13 protein-coding genes and 1 pseudogene are annotated in these 13623 nt (G+C 39.4%); 12 read left to right on the forward strand and 2 right to left on the reverse strand.

Going from position 1 to position 13623, the window contains the following annotated elements:
- Positions 1-46 precede the first annotated feature (46 nt).
- Positions 47-1138 (forward strand): AAA family ATPase, encoded by a 1092-nt coding sequence (locus QVP90_RS13360; protein ID WP_288204528.1) that lies wholly within the window; start codon positions 47-49, stop codon positions 1136-1138.
- 284 nt (positions 1139-1422) lie between these two features.
- On the forward strand, positions 1423-1602 hold the full coding sequence (locus tag QVP90_RS13365) for a zinc ribbon domain-containing protein (protein ID WP_005931963.1): 180 nt from the start codon (positions 1423-1425) through the stop codon (positions 1600-1602).
- Here QVP90_RS13365 and QVP90_RS13370 read toward each other — a convergent pair.
- On the reverse strand, positions 1579-2151 hold the full coding sequence (locus tag QVP90_RS13370) for a phosphatase PAP2 family protein (RefSeq protein ID WP_192909989.1): 573 nt from the start codon (positions 2149-2151) through the stop codon (positions 1579-1581). The genes QVP90_RS13365 and QVP90_RS13370 overlap by 24 nt on opposite strands.
- 233 nt (positions 2152-2384) lie before the next feature.
- On the reverse strand, positions 2385-3887 hold the full coding sequence (locus QVP90_RS13375; protein ID WP_021936709.1) for a glutamine synthetase family protein: 1503 nt from the start codon (positions 3885-3887) through the stop codon (positions 2385-2387).
- Positions 3888-4134: 247 nt separating this feature from the next.
- Between QVP90_RS13375 and QVP90_RS13380 the strand changes: the two genes are divergently transcribed.
- From QVP90_RS13380 to QVP90_RS13425, 10 genes and pseudogenes are all read left to right on the forward strand, one after another.
- The gene (locus tag QVP90_RS13380) at positions 4135-4854 is read left to right on the forward strand and encodes a DUF169 domain-containing protein (protein WP_007480950.1); all 720 of its coding nucleotides are present in this window, start codon (positions 4135-4137) and stop codon (positions 4852-4854) included.
- A 183-nt stretch (positions 4855-5037) separates the two neighbouring features.
- A complete protein-coding gene (locus QVP90_RS13385; protein ID WP_007480949.1) occupies positions 5038-6234 on the forward strand; it encodes an MFS transporter in 1197 nt (398 codons plus the stop codon).
- A gap of 11 nt (positions 6235-6245) precedes the next feature.
- On the forward strand, positions 6246-6908 hold the full coding sequence (locus tag QVP90_RS13390; RefSeq protein ID WP_021936710.1) for a SanA/YdcF family protein: 663 nt from the start codon (positions 6246-6248) through the stop codon (positions 6906-6908).
- A gap of 175 nt (positions 6909-7083) precedes the next feature.
- On the forward strand, positions 7084-8616 hold the full coding sequence (locus tag QVP90_RS13395; protein WP_007480946.1) for a sensor histidine kinase: 1533 nt from the start codon (positions 7084-7086) through the stop codon (positions 8614-8616).
- Positions 8617-8799: 183 nt separating this feature from the next.
- Positions 8800-9216 (forward strand): DUF3788 family protein, encoded by a 417-nt coding sequence (locus tag QVP90_RS13400; RefSeq protein ID WP_025819051.1) that lies wholly within the window; start codon positions 8800-8802, stop codon positions 9214-9216.
- A 278-nt stretch (positions 9217-9494) separates the two neighbouring features.
- Positions 9495-10004 (forward strand): hypothetical protein, encoded by a 510-nt coding sequence (locus QVP90_RS13405; protein ID WP_007480942.1) that lies wholly within the window; start codon positions 9495-9497, stop codon positions 10002-10004.
- A gap of 5 nt (positions 10005-10009) precedes the next feature.
- On the forward strand, positions 10010-10405 hold the full coding sequence (locus tag QVP90_RS13410) for a phosphoribosyltransferase (RefSeq protein ID WP_005931986.1): 396 nt from the start codon (positions 10010-10012) through the stop codon (positions 10403-10405).
- Positions 10406-10472: 67 nt separating this feature from the next.
- Complete coding sequence (locus QVP90_RS13415; protein WP_264381147.1) at positions 10473-11411, forward strand: DUF362 domain-containing protein; 939 nt, start codon at positions 10473-10475, stop codon at positions 11409-11411.
- Positions 11412-11415: 4 nt separating this feature from the next.
- Positions 11416-12933, forward strand: coding sequence for a 4Fe-4S dicluster domain-containing protein (locus tag QVP90_RS13420; RefSeq protein WP_021936712.1), 1518 nt, complete (start codon positions 11416-11418; stop codon positions 12931-12933).
- A gap of 162 nt (positions 12934-13095) precedes the next feature.
- Positions 13096-13623 (forward strand): annotated as a pseudogene (locus QVP90_RS13425) (patatin-like phospholipase family protein); the annotation flags it as partial.

Consider the following 13623-nt stretch of genomic DNA (forward strand, 5'->3'; position numbering starts at 1 on the left):
GATTGCCATTGAGATTGCTTGCGGATTTTAGGGTGATAAAAATAAAATTTACTTAGCCAATACTAATCCAGCTGTTGAGAATCTACGTCGAAAAGTTGATTCATATGATGGAACATTCATGACCATCGCCAAGTTCTTGGCTGGAAAATCCATAAAGCAGGAATGGGATCTTCTGTTTATTGATGAATGCAGTACTGTAAGTAATCAAGACATGAATGATATACTAAAACAGGGGCAATTCAAATTGCTCATTCTTGTAGGAGATATGTATCAGATTGAATCAATTCTCTTCGGAAATTGGTTCAGTATAGCATATTATGCCATTAAAGGTAGCTGCCGTGTAGAATTGAAGCAAACCTATCGTACTTCCCAGAGTGGTTTGCTTGCTGTATGGAATAAAGTAAGAACTCTTTCCTCTGACATTCTTGAATACTTGACAAAACATGGTTATACAAAAAATCTTGATAACTCAATATTTACAAAATCACATGATGACGAGATCATTCTTTGTTTAAATTATGACGGTTTGTATGGAATAAATAATATTAATCGTTTTCTTCAAAGTAATAATCCTAACCCACCTGTCCAATGGGATATATTGACATATAAAGTTGATGATCCGATTTTGTTTAATGAAACCGAACGCTTTTCACCCTGGATATACAACAACTTAAAGGGAAAAATTCTTGGGATTACTAAACACGATGATTTGATTGAGTTTACGCTTGAGGTTAACACTATTCTTAATGAACTTGATCTTGAATATTCGGAATTGGAGTTATGCCCGCCGGTGTCCGAAACGACGTCAGTGATAAAACTTACAGTGGAGAAAAACGATGACGGAGATGAAGATATAGAATCGGATTCTACGGTAGTGCCTTTTCAGGTGGCATATGCAGTTTCAATACATAAGGCTCAAGGTTTGGAATTCCAATCAGTAAAAGTTGTGATAACCCATGATGTTGAAGATATGATAACTCATAATATTTTTTATACAGCTATTACTCGGACATGTGACAGGCTCCAAATTTATTGGAGTCCTGAAACGGAAAAAAAGGTACTTTCGTCACTCTCTCTACAATTCAACTATAAAGATTATGGATTGCTCAAGGCCAAATATTCTAATATTTTGAAATAATAATATAGTTTATGCTAATATCTGTTCATGCTTTTGGAAAGTCTGAATAGGCTCTCCGCAGCCAGATAGATTGGTAAAGAATGCTCCGGAGATATATCAAAGGTGCTATCGGAGAGTTTTTTTATATGCATTTTGGTTGTTTGCTCTTTTTTCTTTAAATTGCCATTGTTTATCAATTGGATGGAATAAATTTCTATTCATAGAAGATTGTCAAAGATCGGGAAAGTAATCATTAATAAATGAACCGGGTCAATCAAAAACTAACTTCTTAACAATAAAAAATGATGAGTGAATCGATTTGCCAAAGTTGTGGAATGGATATGAAATCCGCAGAAGAATTTGGTACTAATGCCGATTTGTCACAAAACGCAGAATATTGCACCTACTGTTTTAAGGATGAGGTGTTCACCAGAAATGTGACGATGGAAGCAAGTGATGATCTATTTCCCTTTTTCTTTGAATAACAAACCGGATAAATAGTATCCCACTTCTACCATCAGAATTCCAATGACAGCGCCGCCTACCACATCACTCAACCAATGCCTGTTGTTCAATTGACGGCTAAGCCCTGTGATGAATGCAGGCAAAAAGGCTGCTACACCTATCCATGAACTCTTAGGACCATACTCTTTGTATAGAAGGCAGGCCGAGGTAAAAGCCGTTGCTGTGTGTCCGGAAGGAAAGGATAGGAAGTCGGAACCATCGGGTCTGAGTACACCTGCCAATGATTTGATAGAGCAGATAGTGATGCCCATAAGTGCAAATGAAAAAACGGTGGATATCAACATCGGCTTCCATTGGCTCCGGCTTTTTATTCCCGCCAATTTCATTCCGAACATGATCACTACCGGAATATAGGGCAAAAAATCATCATAGCGATAGGCAAAGGAGGGAAAATGTGTGTTACGCAAATTATAGATATATTGGTTGGCACATTCTAATATGCCATACCTTAATGCACACAATATTATTATACTAACTAATATCCAAAGAAGTAATTTACGTAAATTCATCATACTTTTATCGGGCATTATTACAACAACAGTTTTTAAAATGTGATAAAGGTATCAAAGATAACGGACATAATGCTGTATATTATTAAACAAAAACATATTCTATATGTTTTTAAGTTCGAAAAGTAGATGACAAATCCGGGACGAATATTTGTAATATGTATAGAATAATATAAAAATATCCCGGTATTGCAAAAGTAGTACCGGGGTATTAGAGTCTATAAATTCTATGACTATCCGCAATGGAAATATTCTTCAACCAACTCCATCATTTCGATGGGTTTATCTTGAATATCGCTGCGTAGAGTGGCATCGTTATAAGTACGTAGTTTGGTAATGATACCATCTATCATGGCCGGACTGAATACATTGTATTTTTCGAAGAACGAGCGCTGCTTTTCAAGGCAATCGGCGGATGCGGCACAGCTATCCGGCAATTGGGCCAAAGTTTTTAGTTTGCCGGCATTTTCCTCCTTGTGTATATTGACATTTACATAAGTTTTTTCGGCTATTGCCAGTGCATCCTGTATCTCAAAACCATGGCGGCAAGCTACGGCCAGTCCGGCTATTAACTGATAGATATCTGCCGAACCGTCCGGTGAGCGCATTTCTACGGTTTGTTTTTGTGTGGTGTCATAATTGGCTGGACTTTCCAGCGGATTGGCCAACATACACATATCGGTCTTTGCCGACCACCCTAACGGTACTCTTACTAATACCGAACGATTGCGGTCACCCCAACAAATATTGGTAGGTGCTTCCTGATGTGGCACTAACCGGAAATAAGAAGTCGGATTCGTATTTCCAAAAGCAGTAATGGAAGATGCCAATTCCATCATACCGGCAATGGCCTTGCGGGCTGTTTCGGACAATACACCGTCCTTTAGCATTTGGTTTTGTCCGTCTTTCATGATGCGCATATGGATATGCAGTCCGGAACCGGCTTTTCCTGTAGTAATTTTCGGTGCGAACGTAATGTTGTATCCATAAGAAAAAGCCAGATTACGAATCACCCATTTGGCAATCATCAATTGGTCGGCTGCTTCTTCGGCACGTACCGGAAGGAATTCTATTTCATTCTGTTCGTAGATCATGCCGTCCAGTGTAAAATTACCTACTTCAGAATGACCGTATTTTATTTGACCGCCTGTTTGTGCGATGTATGCCATACATTCCGTACGGAAATCATTGAATTTGGCATAAGGAGTCGATTCGTGATAGCCGCGCTGGTCGGTTGCCGGAAACATGTCTTCATCCTCTGATATGACATAATATTCCAATTCGCCCATTGCTTGAAACTCCATGCCGGTCACCTCTTTAAATGCTTTACAGGCTTTACTCAAGGTATATTCGGGAGAACTTTCCAATGGTTCGCCATCTTTATTAAAGAAAGAGCAAAGCATGGTTACGGTGGGTAATTCGGCAAACGGATCGACAAAAGCTGTCCGGAAACGGGGGATTACATATAAATCACTGCTGCCGGCTTCGATAAACGGGAACAGGCTGGAACCATCCACACGCTCGCCGCAAGTCAGAATTGCATCCAGATAGGCGGCATTGTTGATTGCAAAATTGAGTGTTTTCAATCGTCCGTCCGCAGCGGGATACATGAAGTTAACCATACGGATGTCGTTTTTTTGAATATACGTGATGATGTCTGCTTTCGTAAATTCGGAAGCCGGTTTTTGGAGAAAAGCCACTAACAAATGCGGGCTCATTACTAATTCCTGATTCATAATACGTCGGTTGTTTTTTATTATTACACGGTTAACGAGTTTATTTTGTACCAAAGATAACAAAAAGTTAGTAAAACAAATGGAATGCCCGGATAATTAAATGTAATTACTATACAAATATTAGTAATATGGCACTTGATTTTCTTTTTTCTTCTATTTAACTCCTGTTTATAAGGAAGTGTCATTCTTTATTTTATCTTTGCAGGAAATGCTTTTCTTTAATGTGGAACTTTTTAAAACTCGACTCATGGAAATAAAGACGTTTATAGCAAATTACAAAGCGGCTTTCGGAGAAAACACGGAGCTTCCTATTGTATTCTGGTACTCTGATACGCTCGAAAATCAAACAGAAAAGATAAACGGTTGCTTTTTCAAAGACATGAGAAAAGTAAGGGAAGGACATACGGTCAGTTTGAATGCCGATGTTATCGGATGTGGCGGCGGTAAATTCTATACAGGTTTTACCGATATGCCGGAACGTGTACCGACTTTTGTTTCTTTAAAAGAAAAATATAAAGAAACGCCGGAAATGGTAATTGAGTATATCGACCGGTTAGGGGTAACAAAAACAGAGAATCGTTATCTGCATTTTGCACGTATGGATAAAGTGGATTCTTTGGATCTTATTGAAGGTGTCTTGTTTCTGGCAACTCCCGATATACTTTCGGGATTGGTGACATGGGCCTGTTATGATAATAATTCGGAAGATGCTGTTGTCACACAATTCGGTTCCGGTTGCAGCGTTACAGTGACACAGACTATTCTGGAGAATCACAGGGGAGGCAGAAGAACTTTTATCGGTTTCTTTGATCCGTCTGTACGTCCTTATTTTGAGCCGGATATTTTAAGTTATACAGTGCCGATGTCCCGATTTAAGGAAATGTATCACACGATGCGTAGTAGTTGCCTGTTCGACACACATGCTTGGGGAAAGATAAAGGAACGGATACAATTATCTGATAAATAATGTTTTATATACTATATTCATTGGAGAGAATAAGCAGATGTTTTTAGGTATCCTGTTTAGTATGAACTATTATGCTTGATCGGAAGAGGAGAAAATAATAGCGTTTTTGTTCGCTTAGACTATCTGTGTTTTGTACATTTGCAGCCGATTTTGCAAAACTAAGAATAACAAAAGGTTGTCAATATGATACAGAATCCGCAACGTCCAGTCAGTTCCATCGCTTTTCCTATACTTGTAGCATTGAGTATCTCTCATTGCCTGAATGATTTATTGCAATCTGTAATAACGGCGGTATATCCTCTGTTTAAAGACGATTTGGGCCTTAGTTTTGCTCAGATCGGACTGATTACACTGGTTTATCAGATGTCAGCTTCTGTTTTTCAACCGATTTTCGGACTTTTTTTTGATAAACGTCCAGTGGCATGGACACTTCCGGCAGGAATGCTTTTTACGATGACCGGTATGCTGAATCTCGCTTTTGCTTCTAATTTGCATTGGGTGCTCTTTTCTGTGTTCCTGATAGGTATCGGTTCTTCTGTGCTTCACCCGGAAGCCTCACGTATCACTTCATTGGCTTCGGGTGGCAGACGGGGACTTGCCCAGTCTTTGTTTCAAGTGGGCGGAAATCTGGGAGGCTCATTAGGACCTTTGTTGGTTGCTTTGTTAGTTGCTCCTTACGGACGTAGCCATATCTCTTTATTTGCCATTCTGTCATTGATTGCTATTTTAGTAATGATTCCTGTGTGCAGATGGTATAAAGGTTACTTAACTCGGATAAAAAGTGCTCCTGCAGCGATGAAACCGCATTTGGCAATGCCGTTGCCTATGAATAAAACAGTACTTTCCATTAGTATCCTGCTTGTTCTGATTTTTTCTAAATATATTTACATGGCAAGTCTCAACAGTTATTATACGTTCTATTTGATTCATAAGTTTGGGGTGAGCGTGCAGCAATCCCAGCTTTTTCTTTTTGTGTTCTTGATTGCTACGGCTGTCGGGACATTAGTCGGTGGCCCCATCGGTGATCGGATCGGACGGAAATATGTAATTTGGGTATCCATTCTCGGGACAGCTCCTTTTAGCATGCTGATGCCGCATGTGGGGCTTGCAGGTACGGTGATACTCAGTTTTTGCGTCGGTCTGATGCTTTCTTCCGCTTTTCCCGCTATCTTGCTATATGCACAAGAGTTGCTTCCTAATAAATTGGGGCTTATATCCGGATTATTCTTTGGTTTTGCTTTTGGAATAGCCGGTATTGCTTCTGCCGTATTGGGAAATATGGCGGATAGGTTCGGGATTGAAGCTGTTTACAATGTTTGTGCATTTATGCCATTGTTAGGATTGGTCACTTGGTTTCTTCCTGATCTGAAAAAAGTATAAAAGAAAATGATATGAGAAGTCCGATAAAATTACTTAAACGGCGGAGAATAATAAAATGGGGTATTCCGAGTGGAATCATTCTGATAGTTGCTATTACGATTATTGCCAATTATACGGTGGAACATAAAACGGATACATTGATATACAAAGATGCCGCTACTATCCCCTGCAATAAAACGGGGCTTTTATTGGGTACTTCCAAAACCCTCCGTTCGGGTGCTCCCAATCAGTACTTTCAAAACAGGATACAGGCTGCTGTTGCTCTTTTTAAAGCCGGAAAGATAGAAACCGTTGTTATCAGTGGCGACAATAGTAGTGAGGGATACAATGAACCCGAAGATATGAAAAATGAACTGGTAAAAAGAGGGGTGGCTGAAGATAAGATTTATCTGGATTATGCCGGATTCAGGACATTGGATTCCGTAGTGCGCATGGAAAAGATATTCGGACAACATCGTTTTACGGTTATATCACAGGATTTTCATAACCGCCGGGCCATATACATTGCACAGGCAAAAGGTTTGCAGGCTATTGGTTATAATGCGCAGGATGTGGATGCATATAGCGGATTCAAGACCCAACTTCGGGAGAAGTTTGCAAGAGTTAAACTGTTTATGGATTTATATACGAATAAGAGCCCGAAATTCTTGGGTGATCCTGTTATTATTAAATAAATATCCGAAACTGTTTTTTGTTCCCTGTAATAAAATAATGGGCCGTTTAAGGCAAAATTATCTTCTTAAAAACTTTTTAATCAGAGTTTTGTTCTAATTAATGCTATGCGATAAATAGGCTTTGGCAGTCCTACTATTATCGAGAAGGATAATTGATACAAAAATAAGCAAGATAATGAATAATGTAATTTTTGCAGACGCACATGAACATGCGATAAAAACGGTTCCGGAGATGATTTTAGTGTATAATAAACAAGCCACACTTTTGAATATTGTCAATCCTGGCGGTAACTTACCTTTCAATCCGGAGGGAATGGTCGGTAAGAAAATAGATGCTTTTCTTGATTGGGAAACAGGACGGGTATATATGAAACATTTCCAGACAACAGTTTCGTCCGGGAAATCCGAGATATTCGAACTTAATATGGAAGAGAACGGCAATCAGCATTGCTATGAAATACAGATGTCTCTGATAGACAACGACCGGGTAATCGTTACGGCACGTGATCTTCCGGAAGAAAATGCGTCTCAACTGGAATTAAAAAGGGCACAGCTTTCATTAAGACAGGCAAAGGAAGAACTCGAAACGAGTAATTCGGTGCTTTCATCCGCTCTGAATATTGCCGGCGTACTTCCATGGAGTGCCGATTTTATAACTCATACTTTTTCTACCGACTATAACTTTTATCATCATGAAGATTCGCCGGGTCCTGACGGGCATGGAAGGTATAACATTTCTATAGATGAATACCTGAAAAAAATTCATCCTGATTTTCGTGAACGTATAACAAAGGTGTTTAGTGAGTTACGGGAAGGCAAGCGGACTGAATTTCATGAAATATATCAGATACATTGGTATAATGACCGTGAATATGAATGGGTACACAAACAGGGAACCGTATCCAGATATGATGCGAAAGGGCGTCCGGTTAGTATAATCGGTTCGGGAATGGTGATTACGAAACAGAAAGAAATGGAGCATTTTCTGCGGTTAGCCAAAGAACAGGCGGAGCAAAGCAATATGTTGAAATCTGCTTTTCTGGCTAATATGAGTCATGAAATCCGTACACCGCTTAATGCCATTGTCGGCTTTTCTGAACTACTGACAGAAACGGATGATCCGGAAGAAAAAAAAGAATATGCAGATATTATACTGAATAATAATGCCTTGTTGTTACAGCTTATCAGTGATATTCTCGATTTGTCGAAAATTGAAGCAGGCACGTTAGAGTTTACTTATTCTGAGATCGACTTGAATAGTCTATTGACGGAAGTAGCTCAGACAGCTCATCTAAAAGCAAACAATTCAGAACTGGATATTGCATTTACAGATCGTATATTCGAATGTGTTGTGCACAGTGATCGTAACCGTCTTCTACAAGTAGTACACAACTTTGTGAATAATGCCATTAAATTTACTCCTAAGGGCCATATTCATATAGGTTATAAATTGAAGGATTCCGGTGATCTTTACTTTTATGTGGAAGATACAGGATATGGTATACCGGCCGATAAAGTATCGGATGTCTTTGACCGTTTTGTCAAATTGAACAGTTTCATACAAGGAACCGGACTCGGGCTTTCCATATGTAAAACAATCATATCCCATTTAGGTGGAGAGATAGGTGTCAGTTCTCAAGAGGGTAAAGGTTCTACTTTTTGGTTTACTCTGCCGGCAGGAGGTATTGTAAGAATGCATGAAGACTAAGAAAAATAGCTTTGTATTCTTGATCTCAAAACTTTTTATAATATAGATTACAGATATACATACCATTATTACTGATTTAAGAGTAGTAATGGTACAAACAAAGAAAAAACTGTTATTTTTGTATCGGCATGGGATTGTATGGGATGTTTGCAGAATAAATATAGGGATACAAAACTGACAGATATGGAAATTTTAGCATTAAAAGACAAGCATGTTCTTCCGACGCCGGAAGTCTTGAACAGTGTACTTCACGATAGCTATCCGGCTTTTGAAGAATGGGATAATGTACTCTCCGGATTGGATATAAAGCCGGAATGGAATTATTACAAAGATGGTAATGCATGGTTGTGTAAAATGATGTTCAAAAAGAAGAACTTGGGGTGGATCGGTGTTTTTGATGGTTATTTCAAAGTATCGTTCTATTTCACGGAGAAACATTTGAATGCTATTGTTGATTCTGACATCTCTGATACTATAAAGGAGGATTTTTATAATGCAAAACCCAGTGGAAGACTGTTGCCAATGACGGTTGCCGTTACGGATAAGGAAAAGCTGAAAGAGGTTTTGCCGGTATTGTTGTTTAAGAAAAACCTGAAATGATAATGTTTGCCCTTTATTAGTAAATGAAAAGGTGATTTAATGATGAGCCTATCAATATCCTCTCGTTCTTTATAAAAAACGTATCAATCTTATTGACTGATATATATCGGTCGGATTATGAAAGTAAATAATTGATATCTTTGTAATAACTGATTTTATTTTGCTGTGATTTAATGAAATATTTGCTACATGATTTAATTCATAATCCGATTAAACCATTCCGGTGGAATGCAATCTTATATTTTATAACGCTACTAACCAAAAAACAAAAAATAAAAATGGAAACAACTGCTAAGCTTTATTCACTGAATTACAGTAATGTGAAAACGTACCTGTTTGCTTTGCTATTTGTGGCAGGCAATATTGTATTACCCCAATTATGTCATTTGATTCCGGCCGGAGGTCCTACCCTATTGCCTATTTACTTTTTTACACTGATAGCTTCTTATAAATATGGTTTCCGGGTCGGTTTGCTGACTGCTGTATTATCTCCGGTTATTAATCATTTATTATTTGCAATGCCTTCTGCTGCTGTACTTCCGATTCTTCTTATTAAATCCGTATTATTTGCCGGATCGTCTGCGTTGGCGGCTCGTTATGCAAAGAAAATTTCATTGCCGGCCATTCTTGTGGCGATACTTGCTTATCAAGTTGTAGGTACAGCTTTTGAATGGGTGATTGAAAGAAATTTTTGGATAGCTATACAAGATTTCCGTATGGGAGTTCCGGGGATGTTGATTCAGTGGCTCGGTGGTTATGCCTTACTAAGAGGAATTGCTAAAATATAACTGATATGGCAAGAACTTTTAATGAAGTGATGGATCGTTTTCGTTCTATCACTTTTGAAGATGAATTCGATATCATAGTAGCTATAGCCAATGGTGGGATTGTGCCGGCAGGTATTATTAATCAACGTCTGCAAAAAGAGGTTCATTTATTGAAGATAAACTTGCGGGATGAGTATCAGCATCCCAAATATGACCGGCCGAAGCTTTTGGCACCTATTGATTTCGATTTTAGAAATAAACGTATTCTTTTGGTTGATGACCGTATAAAAACCGGTTCTACAATAATGCTGGCTAAAGAACTGATGCAAGATGCCCGGATGATAAAGACTTTTGCCGTTAATGGGAATGCGGATTATGCTCTTTTTGATGAAACTTGTTTTAAATTTCCGTGGATAATTTGAATTTGTAAATCTTAAACATACCTATGTGATGCGAGCTTGCATTATTGGTTGTGGGTAATCATAGAAAATAAATAAGATGGACAGGAGGGATTTTCTAAAAACTGTAGCAGTTGCCGGTGCGGCAATGACGATACAACGTTCTGAAGCGATGGAGATATTGACACAAGCTGTAAATAGCACGGGCAAGCCTGATCTTGTGGCTGTGATGGGTGATGAACCGGAGCTTATGTTTCAACGTGCCATTGCCGAATTAGGAGGGATGAAACAGTTTGTGAAGTCCGGTCAAAAGGTAGTTGTGAAACCCAATATTGGATGGGATAAAGTACCGGAATTAGCAGGAAATACGAATCCGAAACTGGTTGCAGAAATTGTAAAACAATGTTTTGCTGCCGGTGCGAAAGAGGTTACCGTATTCGATCATACTTGTGACGATTGGCAGAAGTGCTATAAAAATAGTGGTATCGAATCTGCCGCCAAAGCTGCCGGAGCCAAAGTAATGCCTGCCCATCTGGAGTCATATTATCGTCCGGTAGATTTGCCTAAGGGTAAAAATATGAAAAAGGCCAAAATACACGAAGCGATTCTGAATTGCGATGTATGGATTAATGTGCCTATTCTGAAAAATCATGGCGGTGCTAATCTGACCATTGCAATGAAGAATCACATGGGAATTGTATGGGACCGCGGTTATTTTCATCAGAACGATTTACAGCAATGTATTGCTGATATCTGTACCATGCAGAAGAAAGCGGTTCTGAATGTAGTCGATGCTTACCGTATTATGAAAACTAATGGTCCGCGCGGACGATCGGCTTCGGATGTAGTATTGGCAAAAGGGCTTTTTGTATCGCCGGATATTGTAGCAGTGGATACTGCCGCCGCAAAATTTTTTAATCAAGTGCGCGAAATGCCGCTCGATACGGTAGGTCACCTTGCCAAGGGAGAAGCATTGAAGGTGGGAACAATGAATCTGGATAAACTGAATGTAAAGAGAATCAAGTTATAACACCATGTTGAGAAAGATACGTATAGGTATATCAGTGGTGCTGTTTTCACTGATTACATTCTTTTTTCTGGATTTCGCAGGCATATTGCCTAATAGTTTTCATCGGTTGGCTCACCTGCAATTTATACCGGCACTTCTTTCTTTTAGTGTCGGTATACTTATATTCTTAATTCTATTGACATTGCTTTTCGGACGTTTCTATTGTTCTACCATTTGTCCGATGGGAATTTTTCAGGATATAGTGGCACGTGTATCGAAATCTGTAGGAAAGAAAAGGAAAAGATATGGTTATAGTCCGGCAAAAAATATTCTTCGATGGGTAATTGTAGGTGTTACGGTCCTTGCATTTGCATGTGGCTTTACATTAATACTCGGATTGTTGGATCCTTATAGCGCATATGGTCGGATTGCGGTCAATGTATTTAAACCTGTATACATGTCCGGGAATAATTTGCTGGAATCTGTTTTTTCACGATTTGAAAATTATACTTTTTATCAGACCGATGCCTCTATTCTGAGTATGACCTCTTTTATGATAGCATTGGTCACTCTTGCGATTATAGGAATTCTGGCCTGGAAACATGGGCGCACATGGTGTAATACTATTTGTCCGGTAGGCACTGTCTTAGGGCTTTTGAGCCGTTTTTCTCTCTTCAAGGTTCGTATCGACAAAAATAAGTGCAATGGATGTGGTCTGTGTGCTACCAAATGTAAAGCTGCTTGTATCGACAGTAAAAAACATACAATCGACTATAGCCGTTGTGTAGATTGTTTTGATTGTCTGGAGTCTTGCAGCAAGCATGCGTTGGTTTATTCTCCTATTGTTTCAAAGAAGAAACAAGATACGGATACAGCTAAACGGCGTTTCCTGATGACTGGCGTAATGACAGCTGTTGCCGCTCCTAAAATTTTGGCTCAGATAAAAGAAACGACCGCTACATTGGGTGGTAAAAAGGCATATAAGAAAGAGAATCCGATCACTCCTCCGGGATCTGTCAGTCTTGAACACTTTCAGGCGCATTGTACTTCTTGTCACCTTTGCGTCAGTAAGTGTCCTTCGCATGTACTTAAACCGGCGTTAATGGAATATGGTTTGGAGGGAATGATGCAACCTACGGTTAGTTTTGAAAAAGGATTTTGCAATTTTGATTGTACCGTGTGCGGAGATGTGTGTCCCAACGGGGCTATAAAACCTTTGACCGTAGACGAAAAACATCTGACGCAAATGGGCCATGTGATTTTTATCGAAGAAAATTGTATTGTACATACTGATGGTACGAGTTGCGGGGCTTGTTCGGAGCACTGTCCTACGCAGGCGGTGGCAATGGTTCCTTACAAAGACGGACTTACCATTCCACAGGTAAACACGGAAATCTGTGTAGGTTGCGGCGGTTGTGAATATGTATGTCCTGCACGTCCGTTCCGTGCTATTTATATTGAAGGCAATCCGGTACAAAAAGAAGCTAAACCCTTTAAAGAAACGGAAACGGAAAAAATAGAAGTGGACGACTTCGGATTCTGATCGTACGCATTATAACAGATCTTTTCGGTTAGCACAGGCTTTTCTTTAAAAGTAAAGATGATCTGTACTAATCTGTGTAATTTGGGGTGAGTTTTTTGTCTATATCCGGTTCATCTTTGCAGAATTTTACTAATTTCGTGGCGAACAAGTAAAATGAAGTAAATGGAAGATGTAATGACGAATAATTGGGATCATCAAAAGTACCAGATCGGGTATGCACTCAGTGGCGGATTTATTAAAGGTTTTGCGCATCTGGGAGTAATGCAGGCTCTTCTGGAACATGACATCCGGCCGGATATCATTTCCGGTGTCAGTGCAGGAGCACTGGCAGGTGTGTTTTATGCCGATGGTAACGAACCTCATCGGGTTCTGGACTATTTTTCGGGGCATAAATTTCAGGATCTTACAAAAATGGTAATCCCTAAAGTCGGGCTGTTCGAACTGGGAGAATTCATAGATTTTCTGAAAAGTAATCTAAAAGCTCAGAAATTGGAAGAGCTACAAACTCCTCTTATTATTACTGCGACGGATTTGGATCACGGGCGAAGCATGCATTTTCGTAAAGGTAGTATTGCCGAAAGGGTGGCTGCTTCCTGTTGCATGCCTGTCATGTTCACTCCCGTTAAAATAAATGGCGTTCATTATGTAGATGGCGGAATATTAATGAACCTTCCGGTATCTCCTCTGCGG

The sequence above is a fragment of the Bacteroides sp. CAG:189 genome (genome assembly GCF_000432295.1).
GTDB classification, from domain to species: Bacteria; Bacteroidota; Bacteroidia; order Bacteroidales; family Bacteroidaceae; genus Bacteroides; species Bacteroides salyersiae.